This window comes from Kluyvera sp. (genome assembly GCF_965301105.1).
Window position 1 is genome coordinate 22083 of sequence record NZ_CBDKZX010000004.1, and the last position, 21047, is coordinate 43129.

Here is a 21047-nt window from a genome sequence, read left to right on the forward strand (position 1 = left end):
TGCCTTTTATCGGAGAATTACAATGGCTACAAATTATCAGCAGGATGGTCACACTCTCGACTTTCTTAACGCGGGTGCGGCGACGATTCTGTCGGGCGAATCGGTTGCCGCTGGCACTCTGGTTGGCGTGGCGCACGGGGATATCTCTCCGGGGGAATGGGGAGTGCTGCACACGACCGGAGTGTTTACTTTGCCAAAAGCAGCTGAGGCTGTGGCTGTCGGCCAGAAGTTGTATCTGGTTGACGGTAAGCTGAGCATCGAAGCCGGCACGGCTGAAGCACCGAATTCCCTTGCAGGTACCGCCTAGGCGGATGCTGCTGCCGATGTGGATCAGGTTCCCGTTCGACTGGGTTACTGATGAATCGTTTTCGCGAACGTCTGATGAAAGCGGATGCCCGGATAAGCCGGGCATTTGCCGAAGAGGTTCCAGCCATGTTGTCTATCGGCGATGAACAGCACGCGGTGACGGTGATTTTTGAATCGCCGGATGCGCCTGTCAGCGTGCCGGGTGGCGGTGAAATTCAGGACCACTCACCGGCATTCAGCGCCATGACAGCGGATATTGTCGGATTATCAAAGCACGATAGCGTGGTGATGAACCAGGTGGCGTACCGTGTTACGCACGTCGGTACCGATGAAGAGGGGCGGACACGCGTCACGCTGGCGTATGGTGAGCCGGGTAAACCTCAACCGGCTATTGATAAATGGAGCTGATATGTCCCGTGAATCGCGCCTGCGACGGGATTTACCCGTTGATATTGATGTGAATGCAATCTGGCGTATTGCTGACCAGATTGGCGCCACCCAGAAACAATTCCGGGCTGCCTACACGCGAGCGCTCAGCCGAACGGCTGCAACGCTTCGGAAAAAGGCGATGGCTGACCTGAAGGACGGACTGGCACCACGAAGTATGAATCTTGTGCGCCGCCGTCTGTTGTCGTTCCGACTCGACAGGGGATCACAACTGGATAATTTCCGTCTCTGGTTCGGTCTGAACGCTATCAAGGTGAAGGATTTAAAGGGGCGCATTTCCGGACGGATCCGTCCTCGCCACTCCCGTCGGGATAAATCGACAGGGCGTTATATCAAAGCTAACAGACAGACGCAGGAGGCGGGTTTTGCACCTAAAGGCAATCTGCTGCCCTCTCAGACGTTCACCAACGGGGAGGTCGCCCGGTCGCGCCGTGACAAGCAGCGAACGGTTGTGATTCGTGATCCGCAAACGCGGCGAACCCGGGAGGCGGAAGTGGATATTTACGAACCCATGCTGAATTACGTAGAGGACAATGCGTTTGCGGAGGCGATGGATATTTTTATGCATCACTTTGAAAGCGACATCCGCGGAAGGGTGAAGGCAAAAATTTCGGTATGAGGTGAAAAATGGCTGAGCCACTTCTGCTGGGGCTGTATCACGATGCGGTGATCACCGCGTTGAAAAAAATTAGCTGGGTTCGGGATGCTGACGCTTACCCGGAAAAAAATGTACCTCGTTTTTCCGGCCTTGTAACGCCAGCGGTGTATTTCACTATCAATAGCTGGGAGCAGGCCGGAGGCAATGAAGGCCAGCTTAACATCGGGCTGACGTGCGATCTGTTTGTGGTGGTGGATGCTGCCGGAGCTGGCACCTCTATCCCGGAGATTTTTGTGCGTACAGCGGCGGCAGACATTACTCAGTGGATTGACGGGCAGCAGTTTGGCCTGGGTAATATCGAACCAGCGGTGTTTACGTCAGCAGAGCGCGATGAGTTCGATCCCCGTATGGACGATTACCTGGTATGGCGTATTTCGTTCACTCAGGCAGCAGCGTTTGGTATGGATCCGTTTGCCAGTCACGGCGTACCGCTCAATCAGGTCTGGCTGGGTAAAGCGCCCGAAGTTGGCCGCGCGCACGTGGATGATTACTGGAGGATCTGGGAGACAAATTTCGATGAGTGATATTGAGGGCGACCTGCAACGCCGGCTGGCAAATCTGGTACGACGGGGCGTCATACACTCCGTGCGTCATGACAAGATGCCGAAATGCCGGGTTGACCTGGGCGATATCGTCACCACCTGGCTTCCTCTGTGTCAGGGATTCTCTGGCGCTAACCGCTCGGACTCCAATCCTTATGCGGTCGGTGATGCGGTTACAGTTCTGTCGGAGGCGGGGGAATTAAATAATGGGCGCGTGTTTCCCGGGTGGAACACCGGCGGGAGTCCGACCCCTGAGGGAAGTGAAAGTGAACATATCACCCGGTACAGCGATGGCACAGAAATCCGCTATGACCGAGAAGCTCATGCGCTGACGATCACCCTGGCTGCGGCCGGGACATACACCATTGTCGGCAAAGGGACGCTGGACGGCCCGGTGGAAATCACGGAGACCCTGACCGTTAAGGGAAAAACGACGATGGAATCAGGGGCGCAGGTGACCGGAAGCCTTGGTGCAACGGAGGATATCTCCGACGGTACCGGCAGCATGGGTGAAATCCGTGAAAAGTATAACCTTCATGATCACGACGGAGACAGCGGTGGAACCACCGGGAAGCCAAATCAAACAATGTGACCTGCTACGGCAGGTTTTTTTACGCCTGGAGATAAAACATGGCTCAGTTACATGGTGTTGAAACAATCGAACTGACGTCGGGCACAGTGGCCGTCACGACGATCCAGACTGCAATTATCGGTCTGGTGGGGACGGCGCCGGATGCGTCGGCGGGGGCAGCGGCCAGCGGCACGTCGGGGACCCCGATTCTGGATAATGTGGTGAATTTTGAGGCCACGCTAGTCGGCAGAGCTGGCAATGTGTTGCGGGTTGTAGCGCAGGCGGCTATCCCGGATTCTGATAATCCCGCCGCTGTTCCCACGGCTGTTGTCTGGGATGCAGCAGCGCTGATGCTGACTATCACGCTGGGATGTGATGACAACGGTGTGCTGACGGCGACAGCGGATGAGGTGGTTAGTGCTGTTGAGGCTGTCGCGGAAAGCAAAGTTAAGGCCACAGGGGAAGGTGCCGGGCTGGTTGTTCCGTTCAGCTTGCAGCTGGCGGGGGGGGAGGATGAGCCTTTTCCACTGAATACGCCGGTGGCGATTGTTGGAACCACCATGCTGTCGCGCCTTGGCGATAAAGGTACGCTGAAACAAGCGCTGACGGAAATTAACGATCAGCGAAATGCGCTGGCTGTGGTGGTTCGTGTTGCTGAAGTTGATGACCAGAGCAAACAGCGTGCCGCGGTCACCGCTGGTATCGGCGCGCTATCCTCCAGCCGGTCAGTCACGACATATCAGCCCCGGATCCTGATTGCCCCAGGGTTTAGCGAAGATGATGCCACAGGCAAGGCGCTGGAAACGATGGCAGGAAAACTTCGCGCGGTAGCTTACGTGGATTGTGCGGCCGGTGCCACCCTGCAGGAGGTGGTGCAGCGTCGCCAGTCTTACGGTGCAAGAACTGAGCTACTACGTCCACGTGTACAAATCAGCGATACAGACGGCCTGCTGGTTTACCGTCCTTACTCGCCTTCAGCGGCGGGTCTGCGTGCGCGTATTGACTACGAGAAGGGCTGGTGGTGGAGCAAATCGAACCAGGAAATTAAAAACATTCTTGGTGTAGAGCAGATCGATGAATTTATCCTTGGGGAGGAAAATTGCGATGCCAACCTGCTCAATATGCAGAACGTCTCTACCATCATTCGCCGCGCAGGCTTTAAGCATTGGGGCAACAGACTCTGCGCGACCGACCCGCAGTGGCGCTTTGAGTCAGTCCGCCGCTCGGCTGACGTCATAGAAGACAGCATTCAGGAGACCATGCTGGAGTATGTCGATCGTCCGCTGGATCGTGAAAATGCTGATGACATTATTGGCACCATCAATGCTTATATGCGCCAGTTGGTGGGTCTTGGTGCCATTTTCGGTGGGCGGGCCTGGCTGGATGAAGAACTGAACACGGCGGAAACCATGGCATCGGGTGTCCTGTACATCAATTATGACTTTGGGCCGAAATCGCCGACTGAACTTATCAGCCTGCGCGTCCGGGTGAACAATAACTATGCGCTTGAGGAGATGCTTGCAGCATGAGCGATAAAAACACACTACGTGTCTGGACCTTCTTCCGTCAGGGGATCCGTATTCAGGGGGCACATGAATTTACGCCACCGGCGCTGGCCATCGTCAAGACAGACTTGCGCACCGGTGCCCAGGATGCGCCTACACCCGTTGATGACGGGATGGAAGCGCTGACCTGCCAGCTTAAATTCTATGGTCTGGATGTGGATATGCTGACAGCCTTTGGATTTGTCAGCGGGAGCCGCCCACGCTTCACTGCCTACCAGGGCTATCTGGCCAACGGGACCGCACGGGGCACTATCGAGGAAATCGAAGGCTTCGTGCATACCGTCACACCGGATGCGCGCGGTAAGGACAACATGTCAGAGAATGCCATCACGGTTGATATTGCAGTGAGCTATTACCGGCAGACTCTCGATGGCCGTGAACTGATTGCTATCGACACTGAGCGTTTTGCGCGCCGCGTGAACGGAATTGACGTTCTGGCAGGACTGGCGGCGAAGGTCCGACTGTAAATCTCTTTCATTCTTTCTACGGCCTGCGGGCCGTTTTTATTTCAGGAGACATTCATGAGTTTTCCCGGTGAAACCCGCATTATCACACTTCACTCACCTGTCGCGCTGGATAGTGGTGTCACGCTTGACACCATCACCATGCGCGAGCCGCTGGTGCGTGACCGCATTGCTCACTCGAAGGACCGTGGCAATGAAGAGGAAAAAGAGGCACGCATGATTGCGCAGCTCTGCAACCTTGAAGAAAAGGATATCTGGCAACTGACTGCAGCGGACTATGCCCGCCTGCTGGACACCTTTAATGTTTTTATGCTCCCGCCCGGGGAGCGTCCGAAAGAGGGCTCCTCCGGGCAGTAAGGTTTCTCGGCCGCCGTCTGCATTTTCCACTCGGGGATTACCTCGATATGCCTTTCAGTACGTTCTCCGATTTTCTTTTTGATGAACTTGAGGTGGTAAACCGTGGCAGGAGCAAGCCAGAATCTTAAGGCCGTCATTACGTTTGGCGGCAATATTGACAGTTCGTGGAACCGTTCCGCCAGTAGCCTGCAAAAAAGCCTGAAGGATGTTGGTAAACAGTCTGAAAAGCTGACCAAAGACCAGACGAAACTGGCGGCTGAAATTAAGCGTGCGAAGATCGCCGGGGAGAGTCTCGGTGATCTGAAACGCCGCTATACCGATGTGTCCCGGGAGATCCGTAAAACAGAAAACGAGCAGCAAAAGCTTAATGCCCAGATGCAAAAGGCGCAGCGGATGGCGGCTTTTAAAGGGGCCGGAAAAGGGCTATTTCGCCGCGGGCTGGGTATTGCCGGTCAACTGGGCGGCATGATGTCACCAGGACTTGCCATTGGTGGGGGGGGGATGATCGCGACGGCCATGGGCTCACTTATTGCCCCTGTAGCGACGAATGCCGAAACCGCCAGACAGACTGGCGTGGCGAGAAGTTATGGTGTTGATATTGGTACGTTTAACGCCTGGGATACACTGGCGAAACAGTACGATATGAACGGGGAGAACATTGGCGATCTCTTTGAAGAGTATCTGCATAAAGCCGGGGAGTATAAACAGAACGGCAAGCAGGGGTCACTGCAGGATGCGTTTGAAACGCTGGGATTTAAAGCGGGTGACTTTGCCGGGCTGAGCAATATGGCGCAGTTTGACAAGATTGTTGAACGCGCGTTGAGCCTGAAAGATGATTCTAAATCCTCATTTGCGCTGGATTCTCTTTTCGGTGGCGAGGCCAGTAAGCTGCTGATGCTTATCAAGCAGTCCGGGAGAAGTTACCGCGACCTGATGGACGAGCAGCGTCGCTACAACATGGTGACCAAAGAAGGCGCGAATGGAGCGGTGGAAGGTAACCGGGCCATTACCAATTTGCGGACGGTTATGTCATCTGCCATTGCCGAAATCTCCGGACAACTGGGCAACGAGCTTGCACCGGATATCCGCCGTCTGACCGATGATCTGGCGGAGTGGTTTAAGGGCGGAGGTATCAGTAAAGTCGTCAGCTTCCTGCGTAATGAGCTTTATCCCGGTGTGCTGACCTTCGGGCAGGGTGTGGTGTTCGTGGGAAAAATTGTTTATGCCCTGGCGAAAAAACTCTCCTGGATGCTTCCTGATGAACGGGGGGAGCAAAAGGATGTGTTGAAATCACTGGCAATGACCGGTTCAGTTGATATCGCCAGAATGACCGCACAACGTAATGGGCAGGGTGATTGGTTCGACCAGCAACTGCAACAACACCCTGATCTTCCGGACCGGGTCAAGCAGTCATATACCTTGACACGCGGTTTTTTCAGAGATGATAACGAGGCGTTCGATAAGTCACTTAATGACTATCTGACACCAGAATCCAGCGGGTTCGACTGGGCTGGAGCCTTTAAAAACAATATGCCGGGTACCGGAGAAGATCCGTCCGGCGGGAGTGGTTACTGGGATTCGTTGCTACAGCGCCTGGACGCGACCGATAAGCAAGCGGAACAGCGGCAGATCACCGACAACCGCAAATTCGATTATCATTTTGAAATTAACGCGGCTCCTGGACAAAGCGAGCAATCTGTTGCGGATGCCGTGGTGGGCGTAACGAAAACCAGCCCGGCATTTACTGGCAATAACAGCATGACAGACGGAGGCGATATCTGGTGAGTGAAATAATTCCCCTTATCGAAGACTCTGGACGAGTGCAGTCATCGGCTACCCGTGGCGCTCAAGAGGCGCGCGTCATGATGATGCTGGGTGACTTTGCTTTCTCTATAGACACCACGGCATACAGCCAGCTCACGCGCGAGGCCAGCTGGCGCTGGAGCGATCAGGAGCGCATTGGCAAACAGGACTTGCTTCAGTACACGGGCAAGCCAGGCCGCACTGTACGTCTTGAGGGTGAGACTCATGCCTTTTTCCGAAAGGGCGTGGATGCGGTTAACGATCTCTATGACCTGGCTGACCAGAAAAAGCCTCAACAACTGGTCAGCGGTGCCGGGGATGTGATGGGTTGGTGGGTGATTATCGATTTCTCTGATACGTCTACCCGCTTTCTACCGGGGGGCGGCCACCGCAACAAAAACTGGACGATGACGCTGAAACATTATGCCGACGATATATCAAACCCGTGACGGGGATGTACTGGATGCTATCTGCGCCACGCATTACGGTACGGAAAACCTGTCTCTAATACTGACGCAGGTTCTGGAATTTAATCCAGGGCTGGCGGCGTTGGGTGCTGTTTATCCGGCGGGTCTGTTCATTACCATGCCAGATCTTACCCCGCCGGTGGCTGAATCACCTTTTAGCCTCTGGGAGTAACATGACTGAGCAAATCATAAATCCGGAGTACGCGCCGGCGTTCAGCGTCAGTGCTGAGGGGCGGGATATTACCCGCGCGCTGCGTGAGTGCCTGGCTGAACTGGTGCTGACTGATAACGGTGGCGCAACGGCAAAAGCTGATGAATTAAAAATCACGTTGTTGTCTGAAACCCTTGCGCTGCCATCTAAAGGCGCTCGCCTGCGGCTGGCATTGGGGTTTAATGACAATCTGGTGGATAAAGGCTGGTTTGTCGTCTCGGGTGTGGGCAGTGGTGGTCCACCGAGACGGATAGAGATTTACGCCACTGCGGCGCCAATGAACGCGCAGAAGCAACCTGGCGATGTGACAAGCCATAAAACCCGCAGCTGGGATAATCTTCGACTGGCTGATTTGATTAAGACGGTGGCCGCCGATAACGGGTTGATGCCTAAAGTGGCCGCAGAGCTGGCTGATATTCATATTGACCACGTGGACCAGGTTGCTGAGTCAGATGCCAATCTCCTGTCGCGTCTGGCCCGGACCTATAATGCCGTCAGCAAACCCGCCGGCGGATTCTGGCTATTTCTGAAACAAGGGGCAATGGCCACTGCGTCAGGCAGACAGATTGGCAGCATAATAATCACACCTGAAGAGGTATCAAACTGGTCATACAGCGAAGGGCAGCGCGGGAGTTCAACCGGAAAAGCGACAGGAAAGGACGCGGGCGAGAAAGGAAAAGGGAAAATCGGGGTGCGTTATTATGACGAGGCTGATGGTCGGACCAAAATGAGTACAGTTGATCACGACGGTCCATCCCTGACGAACCCATATACTCAACCGGCAAAAGCTACCGCAGATCAGCATGCTAAATCTCGTAAAACACAGGCGCAACGTAATGAGCAGAAAATGTCACTTAGCGGCCCCTGCCGGCCTAAGCATATTGCTCTGACCGCTGAATCAGGTGTCACAACGTCGGGTTTTGGTTCCCGTGAGGATCGCGACTGGAATGTGGAATCGCTGACTTTTTCTCTGACGTCAGCGGGGCTAAGTTACGCTTACAACCTGGTTGTGGATATCCGTAAAACTGCCAAATCATCGAAACAATCCAGCAGTAAAGACAAATCTGGCCCGAACTATTTCGGCTAACCCACCGCTTTAAGTTAACAACATACGGAAAAAATCATGAACGGTGTTAATAACCGGACTGGCAAACGCCTGTCTGGTGCTGCGCATTTGCGCCAGTCAGTCAGCGATATTCTGACAACTCCGATCGGTAGCCGTGTTCTGGTCAGGGATTACGGCAGCGATTTGTTTTCGCTGGTGGATAACCCCCGGGATGATCTGACGCGGTTGCGTATTATCGCGGCGACGGCAACGGCGCTTGCACGCTGGGAACCGCGTCTGAAGGTTAACCGCGTTGTGGTTTCCTTTCCGGAAAGTGGAGTCGGGTGTGAGGTTGAAATTGAGGGGGTGAATACTGAGAACGGCCTACCCATCAGTACTGGAGGAGTAAAGATTTATGGCAAGCAGCTATGACGTAATTAACCTGTCTGAACTGGCCGTTCCGGACGCCATTGTGACGCCGGATGCCGCAGAGATTTTTTCACGATGGCTTGCACGTCTTCGCGAGTTGGATCCTGAATTTGATGCGCTGGTGGAGTCGGATCCGACCTATAAACAGGGAGAGGTGAACGCTTACCAGCTGACACTGGCCTTTCAGCGGGTTAACGATGCGGTGCGCGCGGTCTTCCTTGCCAGCGCTAAAGGAGACGATCTGGATCAAATTGGTGCGGCTTTTAACGTACAGCGCTTTGTTATTACGCCAGCCGATCCCGATGCCGTTCCACCAGTTGATGCTGTGCTGGAAGATGATAATGCCTTTCGGGAACGCATCCAGCTTTCCTGGGCGCAGCTCAACACGGCCGGCGCGCGTAATGCGTACCGCTTTCACGCGAAATCGGCAGATGAAGATGTGCTAGATGCTGATGCTTATGGTCCGGAAACCCACGACAGGCCGGGTGAGGTTGACGTATATGTCCTGTCCCGAACCGGCGACGGGACTGCGTCAGACGTATTGCTCGAGGTGGTTAACAGCAGGCTAAGCGCGGATGAAATCCGCCCCTTGACCGACTTTGTGTCTGTGAAAAGTGCCCTGATTGCCAGTTATGAAGTGACTGCTGAACTGGAGATCCCTGAGGGGCCCGATGCACAAACTGTACTGGCTAATGCCACTGATGCATTACGAGCCTATACGCTTCTATCCCATAGAATCAGGGCGCTGGTCCCATTATCTGCTATCTATGCGGCGCTACAGCAACCCGGGGTAACGAGGGTGAGGTTATTGTCGCCTGTCACCGATCTGGAAGCGGTCGCGGGCACGGCGCCATGGTGTACCGGGATTAACGTTACACGCTCAGAGGAAAGTAGTGATGGCGAATAAATATCGTTCCCTGCTGCCGCCTGGCGCTATTCAGGCTGAGAGAGCTCAGGAGCAGGCTGGGGGAGAGTTAATTCTGTCACTGGATACAGACATGGTACGGAAAGCGAAAAATCCCGATACCTGTCCCGCACATCTTCTGCCATGGCTCGCCTGGGAGTTTGCGGTTGATTTCTGGGAGGATAGCTGGACTGAGGAACAAAAGCGTAAAGTCATAAAGGATGCAGCGTATGTTCACCAGCACCGGGGAACTGCTGGCGCTGTCCGACGGTCATTATCTGCAGTTGATTTGCCCACAACCGTAATTGAATGGTGGGAGGATGAACCAAAGAGACTGCCCTATACATTTCGCATTGAAGTCTACAGCCTTCAGGCGATAAATGATGCGCTCTATACACGTATCCGGCGGCAGGTGGATAAAGCCAAGAATCTGCGCAGCCAACTCAGCAGCATTGATGTGATTGCTGATCTTGGCGCTGAAGGGGCATTTTATACTGGCGGTGCGCTCACTGCATGGATTGATGCAATTATTGAAGCCGGAGAATAAGCATGGCGGACACCAGGTATTACAGCACACTCACCATCCGGGGAAAGGAACTTGAAGCAGAGTCATCTGCAAAAGGGATCCCGGTTATCATTCAGAATTTTGTCATTGGTGATGGTAATGGTAAGCCGACCATTCCGGATCCAGTCAGAACGTCGCTTATTAATGAAGTTTACCGGGGCACCATTTCCTCGCTTGAGGTATCGCCGGAACAGGATAACCAGTTCATCGCACACCTTGTTATTCCGGCCAGTAGTGGCGGATTTACAGTACGGGAAGCCGGATTACTGACGGATGCCGGAGAGCTCTATGCCGTGGCGAACTGCGCGGCGATTGAAAAGCCGCAAAAAGGGGTCAGCATCAGCCTTCAGTTCCGTCTTGCGGTTTCTGATACAGCTGAAATTGAACTGAACGTCGCCACTGGCGAGGGATTATTCCTGCGCCAGGATGCCAACTTGGGTGATGTTAAGGATGTTGTAGAGGCACGAGAATATTTAGGATTGAAGGAATTATCTGTACTGGAATTAAATGATGTATATCCAGTTGGAGCTCCGATTCCATGGCCTTCTGATACACCACCATCCGAATTATATGCCCTTATGCAAGGGCAGGTATTTGATACAAAAAAATATCAGAAATTAGCAATCGCCTATCCATCTGGCATAATTCCTGACATGCGGGGATGGATGGTAAAAGGTAAACCAGCTAGTGGACGTGAGGTGTTATCTCAAGAGCAGGATGGTATTAAATCTCATACTCATATAGCAACTGCAGAAAATACTGATTTAGGTACAAAATCCACTGCTTCATTTGACTATGGCACTAGAACATCAAGTGCATTTGACTACGGAACTAAAACAACAAACACAACGGGCGGGCATACACATACGTTTAGTATTCTTGAGTCGGATAGTCATGGCGCTTCTGCAGCAGATGGTAGTGGTAATGCCACTGCTTGGCCTTCGACGAGTTACGCTGGTGACCATGCGCACACTGTTTGGATCGGGGGACATAATCATACGTTAGATATTGGTGCTCATACACATAATCTTGTTATGGGAGCACATAGTCATACCATCAATGTGACAGCTACAGGTAATACAGAAAACACTGTCAAAAATATCGCATACAATTACTTAGTGAGACTTGCATAATGACTTTTACAATGAGTGACAAAGCACAGATAATAGAGATATTTAACCTGCGTGCTGATACCAATGAATATATTGGGCGCGGCGAGGCATACATTTCCCCGCATACAGGACTGCCTGCACATAGTACGGATGTTACTCCTCCTGATATTCCATCTGGAAAAGTCGCTGTATTTGATTCAAGCAAAAAAACTTGGTGTCTTATCGAAGATTATCGAGGATTGACAGTTTACAATACTAAGACTGCGGAACCAATTTGCATCTCTTTGCTGGGTGCACTACCTACTAATGTAACGACCATAGCCCCTGACGGTGAATATCAAAATTGGAATGGGACAGCATGGGTTACGGATCTTGTAGCGATGTATACAAATAAAGCTGAGTCGGAACGGCAGCGTTTACTAACTGAGGCAAATACAACCATTGCTGATTGGTTGATTGATTTACAGTTGGGGATGATCTCAGAACAAGATAAGACTCGATTGAAAAGTTGGTGGTCTTATATAAAAAACATCAAGGAGCTTGATTTGTCAGAAGTCAAGGATGAAACTAGATACCAGTCGATTATATGGCCTGTTTCTCCACGATAAAGCTATAATAATTATAATTGATGGATGATTGTATTTTCTCGCAAATCAAAATGTAACTCCTACGCCTTGGCAATGGCGCTATATTTCTTTAAACAGCAAGTTATCATTGATAAAGAGATTGCATTCCGAACCTGGTATTGAATGTTTTATTGAATGGTGATAGGATTCGCTTTTATTTCTAGAGGCAAACACCATGAAAAATGCCACCCCTATTTATTCTTTTAGATGGAAAAAATCCCATGAGGAATATCTTATGGACAATAAGGTCTATCTCGTTCAGGGAGGGACATCGAAAAAAGTAAAAGGGGTTTATTCTAGGCGTAATTTATTATTGTTTAATCGTGGTGAGAAAATAAATATTCATGGCGATATTTTTGCAGAAGAATTTTCAATGATGCCATTTCGTGGATTTTGTTCTGTCGGCGCTTTTTCCGAACCTGCGTGCAACTTTAACAATAGTGTCGTAATTGGTCGCTACTGCAGTATTTCTAGTGGTGCTAAAGTTATGGGAGGGCAGCATCCTTATAATCGATTCACTACAAGCAGATTAACATATAGAAAAGAGTTTGAAAAAATAGCAAAAAATTTAGGTGGTGATTGGAAAATAAAACCACATGAGACTGTTGTATCTGGTCCTGTAATTGGTAATGATGTATGGATTGCAGACGGTGCTTTAATAAAGGCAGGGGTCCTAATTGGAGATGGTGCAGTTATCGCGGCAAATTCAGTGGTGACAAAGGATGTTCCTCCTTATGCAATAGTTGCTGGAGTTCCTGCTAGAATAATAAAATATAGATTTTCAGAATCAGTTATTAACGAGTTGTTAGAATTAAAGTGGTGGAATTATAGATTTACAGATTTACCTGACAATCAATATTGTGATGACATCGGCTATTTTATAAAAAAATTATCATTAGACATTGAAAGAGGTGATTTAACGCCGATTAATTACAATAAAATAAATTTAGGTAAGGCGTTAAGTGAAGTGTAAAACATGACTAACCATTATTTTAGGTTGGTTTAAAGCAACTCGGCTAATCTACTAACTAGAGTTCTAATGCAGCAACTTACGATATGTAAATGCAAGTTTCTGTTATAGGCCAGGTGTTCATGCCGTGGCGCTGTCGCAAGTATAGGGTAAATTGCTCATTCATGTTGGTATACTATCTGGTGAAAAATGGGTAACTTATTGAATATAATAGATATGAAAATAGATGGATATACCACTTATCAAAGGTAACTTTTTGATTTACGGTGAGTTGCTTCCGGTCTCGAAAATCGGTGTGATGGAGGGCGCAGCACATGGTTTTTGAGTGCTGAGCCAGCCCGTTAGCTACATTAGCATGGACTCGCTCAAATACTTCCTCAGCCATGATGCGAACAGGTCTGAATGTCGGCTTTGAGCGATGAGCGGACCTAAAGATATAGCTTCAAACATGCGATGATGATTGATATCCAGCCAGGTTTCAGAAAGACCGACAGACTGCCGGTCCTGCGGGGAGATTACTTCAGCTCCAGCATACTTATCACATGGGCAATATCCGCGATATCGCCTGCTGACAACGGCTGCAAAGGACGAGGCAGGCAATCCATGTCGGTTAGCCCAAGCACACCAGCAGCTGTGGCAATAACACGAAGACTTCCACCATATTTACGGAACAGCGCCCACAAAGGTTCAAGGTGGGCTGTCAGGGCAGTAACGCGTTGATGATCCTTTACCGCCGCGGCTTCAGTAATTTGTTTCGCCATCTCAGGGAACAGACCGCCACACACGGAGTACCAGACTTCACAACCAGCGTTTAATCCCAGCCCCACATAAGCGTCGCCACTGATACCGATTGTTACACCAGGGCGCAGATGTTGACGTAACGCATTCACCCGCTCAGTCGCTGCAGCGGGGCTATCCGGTACGCCAGGGATCTTGACCGAGCGAATCCCCTCAAGTGATGAGAGACGACCGTGGAGTTCATCCTTAAAGGTAAAATGCGTAGTGCCCGGATTATCATAGATACACACCGGTACAGACACGTGCCGGGTAACGGTCTCAAAGAGTGAGAATACTTCTTCGTCACGGAGTGGCTGGTAGCTGACCGCCGGGAGTAACAGAGCATTCGCGCCGGCTGCCTGCGCGTCATCTGCCAGATGCAGGATAGCATCGGTACTGACCGCTCCCACACATACCATCATTGGGATATCCCCGGCATGCTGTTTTGCCAGCGTTGCTACGCGCTTTCGCTGCTCCCGGGTCAGATAGGCGTAGCTTCCGGTTGACCCCAGGATGCCCATAGAATCAACCCGAGCTTCTGTCAGGCGGGAAAGAATATGGCTGAAACCCTTTTCATCCACGCCGCTGGCGGTGAGTGGGGTTAATGGAAACGCCGACAAACCTGTAAACATAAAAGTTTCTCCTGAATGATATTACTGCTGTTGTTCTTCGATGAGAGCAACCTCAAACCACAGACCGGGCATCATTTTTTCCAGGCCGTCGGTCAGCATCTTCCCGGCTTCGTGAAGTCTCTCCAGCGGCATCTGCGGCAGGCTTTCCAGAATAAACCACATTTGCTGAGCTTCCACACCTAAGCGGGTTCTGATCCCCTGTCGCCAGTTCCAGCGACGGCAGGTCACGCCGATATCATCACACCAGATGATCTCGCCTTGTGAAGGATATTCAACGGCCTTTTCCCCCTCTTTGACTGTGTCAAAAGGCTCTGTTCCTTTTGCCACAGCCAGACATGGTGAACCCTGATAGGCAGCGATATTCTCTCCACCCACCGGAACGGCGTAGCGGAGACTAACGGCATTATAAAGATCAACGATGGGATCAAGTGCTGGCATCGTTCCGTCACGTAATACGCGCTTGCGTAACGCATCCGCTGAGCAAGGGGTACGTTTAGGTTTAGCACCAAACTTTTGAAAAACCTCTGCCCATGCGGTCAGATGCGCTTCCGCCCACTCAGGCTCACCGGCCAGAACCGCTTCACAGGCTTCTCGCAGCGCTGTTTCTCCGATATCGGAGTTAAGCACTGGTGCAGCTTTTACGTAGACACTGAGTGCCCGAAAACCAGGCGCAATGCGATAAATTTCAGGGGCAATTGACGGAGAGACTGTTAACACGTGATAATCCTGTAATGACCAATTTATCCCATGATAATGACCGATGACCAAGAAAGTCAATTTAATGACCGATGCAGATTCTATCGTCAGCACCGTAAATGAAGCCGTATCTCAGCGGATTAAGCTGTATCGTAAGCAAAAGAAAATATCGCTCGATGAACTCTCCCGCCGGGCGGGCGTCAGCAAGGGCGCGCTGGTTGAGATTGAGGGATGCCGGGCAAATCCCAGCATAGCCCTGTTATGCCGCCTGGCTGCCGCGATGGGGGTTTCGGTAGCCGATTTTGTGGATGTCAGTTCCAAACCGACCGTGCATCTCATTGCTGAAGATGAGATCCCAGAATTGTGGGCTGGTGAAAAAGGAGGGAGAGCAAGGTTGCTCGCTGGTTCGGGCGGCCCTGATATGACCGAGCTCTGGATGTGGGAAATGCAACCGGGGGAAAAGTTTGCTTCGCCCGGCCACACGGAAGGGACGCTTGAGCTGTTTTATGTTCAGACAGGCACGCTCACGCTGGGTGTGAAGGACCACCTGTATCAGGTAAAAACCGGCTGTTCAGCAACAGCCAGAACGGATGTTCCTCATTTCTATGAAAACCAGGAGGAGGGACCATTGGTGTTCATCATGACAGTACATGAGAAAACATCCTGATTGTCGCCCGGCAAGCAATAGGGCTTGTTTTATCACAGGTAAGTTTGCATGGAGTGGTTCAGTGGATAATCAACATCTGAGTTTTGCCAAAAGCCAGTTTACTGTCACAACCGATCCCGCTTTTTTTCAACTGGAAGCCATTCACGATTACCTCTCGCAATCGTCCTGGGCTCCAGGCATTGATGCCGAAACGGTCAGAATATCAATCCAGAACAGCCTTTGTTTTGCGCTTCTGGATGGAACAAGACAAATCGGCTTCGCCCGCCTTGTCACAGACTATGCCACTTTTGGTTATTTGTGTGACGTCTACGTATTAAACGATTATCAGAAAAGTGGTCTCGGCCGCTGGCTGATCGAATGCTGTCACGCCCATCCGTTGATGTCACGCCTGCGACGGATAATGTTGGTCACTGACAGCGCGCCCTGGCTATACCAAAAACTGGGTTATAACCCATTGAACCGGAAAGATTTTGTCTGGCAGATCAATCGGCCCGAGATTTATCGTAATGCCGGACAAAAATAAGAATACTTTTCAGAGAGTAATGATAAATGTTAATCCGTAGGGCCAGTTCCTCTGATGCAGAAGAGCTGGCTATTTTAGCCGAGCGAACCTTCAGAAAGACTTTCCAGGATGGTAATACTCAGGAGGATATGGATCTTCACTGCCATGCAAGCTATTCAACTAATATCCAGTTGAAAGAAATCCTCAGACAAGACTGGATTACATTAGTCTGCGAATACGAGAGCAAACTGATTGGGTACGCTCAACTAAGGTGGGAAGAGTTTCCTCCCTGTGTCAATAGCATCCATGCCGGAGAAATTCTGTGTCTGTATGTCGATGAGCCCTACCATGGTAAAGGATTTGCACAGGCACTGATGCAAAAGTGCTTTGCTGAATTTGAGGCAAAGGGATCGGATCCTGTCTGGTTAGGTGTCTGGGAACATAACCCAAGGGCCATCTCTTTTTACCGTAAGCTTGGGTTTACCGAGGTGGGTGAGCATATCTTTCAGGTTGGGTCAGACCCGCAGAGAGATATCATTATGAAACGCTCAACTTACGCTAGCTGAACACACATTTTGACGTCCGCTTTTGGCACAAAGCGGACGTTGTCACACGAAAACCGTTCTGCAAAACTATTTTTATCTCTATGAAAATCAGATAGTTAAAATCTCAAGAAATGAACCCACTTTGAAAGTGAAAATGGACGATTTAGCTTTGCAAAACATATAGATAGAACGTTCATTTGGTCGTGTCGGTCTGGTATATGGATATCGACACCAACGTGAAGTTTAAAGCTAACGGCGTGAACCAGAGCGTCAGTACCAGACTGGATCCGTGGGTGTTTATGTTCTCGGCTGGTTATCGCTTCTGATTTCTCCCGCAAAACTGGCCATTATATGGCCAGTTTTTTCCCATCCTTTCCCGCGTGAATCGTGGTGACGATCTGTCATGGCTACACCCGAAAACCGGGTTCGTGCAGGCGCAGAGATCCCCGAAGTTGAATTGCCTGATAGTCGCCGTGTTCTGCACCAGAAAACCAGAAGCGCTGGCAAAGGCCACCGCTGCCTGCATAGCCCAAAGGTGCTAATGCACAGCACAGACAATGTAAGGCCCTGAGGTATTGGAAATGACCATGTCCCCTGAGGGGAGCTGCCGAATGTTTACAACTCGATATGAACCAGGCTGTATTTGACCCAGATATTTCCGGGTGAGTTCGGCAGGAACATCATCGGTACCGGTTGGGGTAACACTTATAGCATGTAACTTATAGTCAGCACTGCCAATGCGTACATAGTCATAAATGATGGTTCGGTTGATCGTATATATATTATCTTCATTATGGATTTCACCCGATATATTGACTAATGCCTCTCCCTTCAGGGAGAACGTTACATTTTGAGTGAAATTTAAAAAAGGACTATTTCCTTCATTCGTTGAAAAAGACGCAGTTGAAGACGAACAAGTAAAACTGAGGTTATGTTGAAAATGCCAATATCCGAGAACTAAAAATATTGCCAGTAACGCGCCCGCGGAAATAAATAAAATAGTGAAATTTTTCATTAACGTATCCAGGAAAAATAGTAAATATTTTGACAAGTGTTTCGGCTGTCGCTCCATTCAATACACCGACTGAATAATATCTTAGCTGGTTTATGTAAGTGTAGCGTTTCCTGGGCGTAAATATAGAAAGCAGTGGTTGCAGTACAAATTTGATTGTTTTTTTCCAGCGCTTCTTTCGCAACAGCAAAAATGGATGCATCTGTAACATCACTCTTTACCCCGGAAATATCATAAACAGGACATCCCTTCAACTCACCAATTTTTCGTGGAGTGATTTTTTTGGGTTGATCTGTATATAAAAACGAACCCAGGAAAATAACAACCAGAGTCATCACGGCCATAGCGTATTTTAACATATGAGGCAGCAGGTTTCGCTGATGGCGAATCTGCGTCGATACATCGATGTCTTTGCTCAGATAATATCCTGCCCGCGGTACAGTGACAATAATGTCCCCTTCACCGAGATACCCGGCTAAGGTTTTTCGCAGCTGACTGATGTACTGATTTAAAGTATTGGAAGAGGATACGATCCCTGCTTTTTCCCACACTTCAGTGAACAACGTATCTCGGGTTACCAATTCGCCGTGGTGTAGCACCAGGTGGTGCAGAATTTTACTGGCGATAATCGTCAGTTGTGTCGTCTCGTCCGCTTTACTATTGGTATGGCGCAATGTGCCGTTCACGGAATCATAGATCACCCTTTCATCAAAGGTATACAACATCGCTCGTCTCCTTTAATTGAGCATCTTTACATGATAGATCTTTCTTTTCTTCCTGTTCAGGTATGTCATACCGATTCAATTGTATAGTATATAAATCTATATTTCATGCTTTACGCAGTATTCCTTCCAATAAATTAGCGTGACAGTGGATTATAATATTGTTCAGCTAGGGAATATTCTGAATACTGAGTCCATCAAGGGGGAGGTATCTTGTTGCCCGGGATTACGTTGCCGAGCTATGTGGAAGAGCCGGTGCAGGGCGTGGCGGGTATTCACGTTAGTTCTAGTCAGGAATGGAAAACAGGAAGAGGCGGTCGTATCTTCCTGTTTAAGTGGGGCATGATAGTGACTTATAGCATTGAGACCAGCAATAACTACATGCGGTTCGCCCTGGAATATTTGTATCAGCAAAACAGATTTTCTCATCGAACCTGCATTATTGATGTTACTTCGTTTTATTCTATAAAGGATATTATTCACTGCGTCAGGCGGAATGTTTATAGCACACGATTTATGTTTATTGGCGATGCCGGCGTGCATTCTCGGGCATTGTTGCCTCTCATCACAATAGAAAGTAAATGGCCATTGTCCAGATATTACGAAGCAATCCGCCACTGTCCTGGTGTTGACTACGAAACGGTTATGGATATTCTGTTAGCGCATAGGAATATGGAGCATTTCTCACACCGAGAAAAAACGACGGTTTACGGACTGTTGCTTAAAGAATCTATGATTGATGCAGCAAATGAAATTGGTGTACGTCCCAAGTTGTTTTATCAACGAGTCGATCGATTGGCTAAGATGCTAAATATGCGCAGTCGTCTTCAGGTACTTCAGTTTTTTAAGTACGAGTATCATCCCAGTTTTGTGCTTGCGAAGATCAACAATCAGGTCAGGGTGTCCGTAAGGAAGCAGTTAAGTACCTGGTAAAGCAACATCAGGTCGATACAAACCCACTTCGGTGGGTTTTCACATTGTACAAATGTAATGGACACAAGTTGTGCCATCTTTAGCGCATGAGCCTAAATTCTGTATTGTTGCAATGAATCACTACTTTTGAAGGCATTTTCGAAGAGCGTGTTGTAATAAAAAAAAGTCAATTCCGCGATCCTTAGTAAGCATTAACGTTTATTAACGCATAGAAAAACAGGGGAGTGGACATTTTCAATAAGATACGCGTTCTGAATGGCATGTATTTTTATTGTTCTTTTTTGCCCCTCAGGAACATAGAAGAAATTCATCTTAAAATCCTCATCACTTGCCGTATCTTTCAGGTTTTTGGCATATCGCATGTTTTTGAATGAGACTTCATCCGGGTTTTCAATTTCGTAGTCGAATAACATGCTGCGTGATATGACTTGAGAGCTGCCGTCCTTTTGAATGTTCCCGCTAAGAGCCACTTGGCCGGTATGGTTTCGTTGCAGTCGGAATGTGAGATCAAGGGTGGCAGAGAGATCAGGGTCTTTATGTGCCAATTGTAATATCGTTGAGCAGTAGATACTCATGCTATTGCTCGACTGACGCACAAACAGTAAATATCCGGAAAACAACAACGACGCAGCGGCGACGAAAATGGTGAAATACATTACCGGATTATTTTTCTTGTTCATAACCACTCCAGTAATAATTCAAACATGAAATAAAGCCAGTATTGTTTGTCGTACAGCGATTAATGAAAATTCGGCCCGTTTTACCATAAAGATAGGACTCTGACGCCTGGTATAAGAATGTTGTCCCGGGTAGGCATGATATTTTTTCTCTTTCAACTTTTTTTATGAATACCTCTTTTTTAAGCTCAGTTAGCGCGGCTGAATTTTTTTGAGTGGTATAAACGGAACAACCTTTGAAGTCAAATAAAAAATATGTTTTTAACTCGCTGTGATTTTTGCTGGTGCCTGATGTTGATGTATTTTTATATATTAGTGTACTGGTTAACACAACCGCAAGAGATAATATAATGACTAATGCAGAATACACGTAATTGATTTTTTTATGGTTCGCGATTGCTGTAGTTGCAACATCAGCAAGTGTTACGGGACTTTCTGATGCGACAGGAATAAGGTCCTGCGTTGTTTGCACATCAATATCACTGCTGAACATGAATCCAATTCTTGGAACGGTGATGATGCACTCATCTTCCAGACCAAAAGCAACGAACTGCTTTCTTATCTCAGAAACATATTTATTCAGGGTGTTGTTTGAGGAACGCAGGCCATAAGAGTCCCAGACATTCTCCAGTATTTCATCACGAGAAATAACCTGACCTCGGCGTGCAAGGAGGTACGAAAGCAACCTGTTCATCGTCACTGTTAACGTGATGATGGTTGATTCATCCTTGATGAGCCACATTGCACCATCATCGGTTCGATACATAACGACTGAGCCAATCTGGTACACCATCATGCTTCTCCATGCATCACAAGGGAAAGATACCGGCAGGTATAAAACG

At 49.3% G+C, this 21047-nt stretch carries 27 protein-coding genes and 3 pseudogenes; 24 read left to right on the top strand and 6 right to left on the bottom strand.

From position 1 onward, the window contains the following. The first annotated feature begins 22 nt into the window (after window positions 1-22). The 19 genes and pseudogenes from ACW14G_RS02580 (at window position 23) to ACW14G_RS02670 (ending at window position 13045) form a co-directional block, all read left to right on the top strand. Window positions 23-307 (top strand): capsid cement protein, encoded by a 285-nt coding sequence (locus ACW14G_RS02580; RefSeq protein ID WP_455648453.1) that lies wholly within the window; start codon window positions 23-25, stop codon window positions 305-307. A gap of 50 nt (window positions 308-357) precedes the next feature. Next, window positions 358-714: a head-tail joining protein gene (locus ACW14G_RS02585; RefSeq protein WP_455648454.1), complete on the top strand. Its 357-nt coding sequence runs from the start codon at window positions 358-360 to the stop codon at window positions 712-714. 1 nt (window position 715) lies between these two features. After that, entirely contained in the window at window positions 716-1372 is a 657-nt protein-coding gene (locus tag ACW14G_RS02590; protein ID WP_347289881.1) for a hypothetical protein, read from the top strand. Between the two features lie 8 nt (window positions 1373-1380). Beyond that, window positions 1381-1935, top strand: coding sequence for a hypothetical protein (locus ACW14G_RS02595; RefSeq protein ID WP_455648455.1), 555 nt, complete (start codon window positions 1381-1383; stop codon window positions 1933-1935). Continuing rightward, on the top strand, window positions 1928-2545 hold the full coding sequence (locus ACW14G_RS02600; RefSeq protein WP_419057453.1) for a phage baseplate assembly protein V: 618 nt from the start codon (window positions 1928-1930) through the stop codon (window positions 2543-2545). Before ACW14G_RS02595 ends, ACW14G_RS02600 begins: the two co-directional genes overlap by 8 nt. Before the next feature lie 38 nt (window positions 2546-2583). Beyond that, a complete protein-coding gene (locus ACW14G_RS02605) occupies window positions 2584-4053 on the top strand; it encodes a phage tail sheath C-terminal domain-containing protein (RefSeq protein ID WP_455648456.1) in 1470 nt (489 codons plus the stop codon). Then, complete coding sequence (locus tag ACW14G_RS02610) at window positions 4050-4556, top strand: phage major tail tube protein (RefSeq protein ID WP_347289877.1); 507 nt, start codon at window positions 4050-4052, stop codon at window positions 4554-4556. Before ACW14G_RS02605 ends, ACW14G_RS02610 begins: the two co-directional genes overlap by 4 nt. 54 nt (window positions 4557-4610) lie before the next feature. Continuing rightward, entirely contained in the window at window positions 4611-4910 is a 300-nt protein-coding gene (locus ACW14G_RS02615) for a phage tail assembly protein (RefSeq protein WP_455648457.1), read from the top strand. 102 nt (window positions 4911-5012) lie between these two features. Then, on the top strand, window positions 5013-6695 hold the full coding sequence (locus ACW14G_RS02620; protein WP_455648458.1) for a hypothetical protein: 1683 nt from the start codon (window positions 5013-5015) through the stop codon (window positions 6693-6695). Between the two features lie 5 nt (window positions 6696-6700). Further along, window positions 6701-7162 (top strand): phage tail protein, encoded by a 462-nt coding sequence (locus ACW14G_RS02625; protein ID WP_455648478.1) that lies wholly within the window; start codon window positions 6701-6703, stop codon window positions 7160-7162. Continuing rightward, window positions 7137-7352, top strand: a complete 216-nt coding sequence (locus ACW14G_RS02630) for a tail protein X (RefSeq protein WP_347289873.1) — start codon at window positions 7137-7139, stop codon at window positions 7350-7352. The genes ACW14G_RS02625 and ACW14G_RS02630 overlap by 26 nt, the downstream gene beginning before the upstream one ends. A 1-nt stretch (window position 7353) precedes the next feature. After that, window positions 7354-8478 carry a contractile injection system protein, VgrG/Pvc8 family gene (locus ACW14G_RS02635; protein ID WP_455648459.1) on the top strand — a complete coding sequence of 375 codons (1125 nt, stop codon included), beginning with the start codon at window positions 7354-7356 and terminating at the stop codon, window positions 8476-8478. Between the two features lie 36 nt (window positions 8479-8514). Next, window positions 8515-8868, top strand: coding sequence for a GPW/gp25 family protein (locus ACW14G_RS02640; protein WP_455648460.1), 354 nt, complete (start codon window positions 8515-8517; stop codon window positions 8866-8868). Then, window positions 8852-9772, top strand: coding sequence for a baseplate assembly protein (locus ACW14G_RS02645; RefSeq protein WP_455648461.1), 921 nt, complete (start codon window positions 8852-8854; stop codon window positions 9770-9772). Before ACW14G_RS02640 ends, ACW14G_RS02645 begins: the two co-directional genes overlap by 17 nt. Next, window positions 9762-10316, top strand: a complete 555-nt coding sequence (locus tag ACW14G_RS02650) for a phage tail protein I (RefSeq protein WP_455648462.1) — start codon at window positions 9762-9764, stop codon at window positions 10314-10316. Before ACW14G_RS02645 ends, ACW14G_RS02650 begins: the two co-directional genes overlap by 11 nt. A 2-nt stretch (window positions 10317-10318) precedes the next feature. Then, window positions 10319-10717: pseudogene (locus ACW14G_RS02655) on the top strand (phage tail protein); the annotation flags it as partial. 132 nt (window positions 10718-10849) lie between these two features. Beyond that, a pseudogene (locus ACW14G_RS02660) lies at window positions 10850-11467 on the top strand (phage tail protein); the annotation flags it as partial. An 11-nt stretch (window positions 11468-11478) separates the two neighbouring features. After that, window positions 11479-12054 (top strand): tail fiber assembly protein, encoded by a 576-nt coding sequence (locus ACW14G_RS02665; protein ID WP_455648463.1) that lies wholly within the window; start codon window positions 11479-11481, stop codon window positions 12052-12054. Between the two features lie 193 nt (window positions 12055-12247). Then, complete coding sequence (locus tag ACW14G_RS02670; RefSeq protein WP_455648464.1) at window positions 12248-13045, top strand: CatB-related O-acetyltransferase; 798 nt, start codon at window positions 12248-12250, stop codon at window positions 13043-13045. 512 nt (window positions 13046-13557) lie between these two features. Here the strand turns inward: ACW14G_RS02670 and ACW14G_RS02675 are convergent. Then, window positions 13558-14451, bottom strand: coding sequence for a dihydrodipicolinate synthase family protein (locus ACW14G_RS02675; protein ID WP_455648466.1), 894 nt, complete (start codon window positions 14449-14451; stop codon window positions 13558-13560). Between the two features lie 21 nt (window positions 14452-14472). Next, a complete protein-coding gene (locus ACW14G_RS02680) occupies window positions 14473-15168 on the bottom strand; it encodes a B3/B4 domain-containing protein (RefSeq protein WP_455648467.1) in 696 nt (231 codons plus the stop codon). A gap of 43 nt (window positions 15169-15211) precedes the next feature. Between ACW14G_RS02680 and ACW14G_RS02685 the strand changes: the two genes are divergently transcribed. The 4 genes and pseudogenes from ACW14G_RS02685 to ACW14G_RS02700 form a co-directional block, all read left to right on the top strand. Then, window positions 15212-15814 (top strand): helix-turn-helix domain-containing protein, encoded by a 603-nt coding sequence (locus tag ACW14G_RS02685; RefSeq protein WP_048998203.1) that lies wholly within the window; start codon window positions 15212-15214, stop codon window positions 15812-15814. A gap of 61 nt (window positions 15815-15875) precedes the next feature. Beyond that, the gene (locus ACW14G_RS02690) at window positions 15876-16337 is read left to right on the top strand and encodes a GNAT family N-acetyltransferase (protein WP_061067072.1); all 462 of its coding nucleotides are present in this window, start codon (window positions 15876-15878) and stop codon (window positions 16335-16337) included. Window positions 16338-16363: 26 nt separating this feature from the next. Further along, the gene (locus ACW14G_RS02695; RefSeq protein ID WP_035897605.1) at window positions 16364-16882 is read left to right on the top strand and encodes a GNAT family N-acetyltransferase; all 519 of its coding nucleotides are present in this window, start codon (window positions 16364-16366) and stop codon (window positions 16880-16882) included. 176 nt (window positions 16883-17058) lie between these two features. Beyond that, window positions 17059-17187 (top strand): annotated as a pseudogene (locus ACW14G_RS02700) (OmpW family outer membrane protein); the annotation flags it as partial. Window positions 17188-17399: 212 nt separating this feature from the next. On the opposite strand, the gene ACW14G_RS02705 reads toward ACW14G_RS02700, so the two are convergent. Both ACW14G_RS02705 and ACW14G_RS02710 read right to left on the bottom strand, forming a co-directional pair. Further along, the gene (locus tag ACW14G_RS02705; protein WP_455648468.1) at window positions 17400-17876 is read right to left on the bottom strand and encodes a hypothetical protein; all 477 of its coding nucleotides are present in this window, start codon (window positions 17874-17876) and stop codon (window positions 17400-17402) included. After that, entirely contained in the window at window positions 17876-18598 is a 723-nt protein-coding gene (locus ACW14G_RS02710) for a winged helix-turn-helix domain-containing protein (RefSeq protein WP_249021944.1), read from the bottom strand. The genes ACW14G_RS02705 and ACW14G_RS02710 overlap by 1 nt, the downstream gene beginning before the upstream one ends. A 228-nt stretch (window positions 18599-18826) precedes the next feature. Here ACW14G_RS02710 and ACW14G_RS02715 point away from each other — a divergent pair, with 228 nt between their 5' ends. Continuing rightward, window positions 18827-19528, top strand: coding sequence for a hypothetical protein (locus tag ACW14G_RS02715; RefSeq protein ID WP_419058786.1), 702 nt, complete (start codon window positions 18827-18829; stop codon window positions 19526-19528). A 191-nt stretch (window positions 19529-19719) separates the two neighbouring features. Here the strand turns inward: ACW14G_RS02715 and ACW14G_RS02720 are convergent, their stop codons facing one another. Both ACW14G_RS02720 and ACW14G_RS02725 read right to left on the bottom strand, forming a co-directional pair. After that, window positions 19720-20208: a hypothetical protein gene (locus ACW14G_RS02720; protein WP_419058784.1), complete on the bottom strand. Its 489-nt coding sequence runs from the start codon at window positions 20206-20208 to the stop codon at window positions 19720-19722. Next, on the bottom strand, window positions 20192-21001 hold the full coding sequence (locus ACW14G_RS02725; protein WP_419058782.1) for a winged helix-turn-helix domain-containing protein: 810 nt from the start codon (window positions 20999-21001) through the stop codon (window positions 20192-20194). The genes ACW14G_RS02720 and ACW14G_RS02725 overlap by 17 nt, the downstream gene beginning before the upstream one ends. Between the last annotated feature and the right edge of the window lie 46 nt (window positions 21002-21047).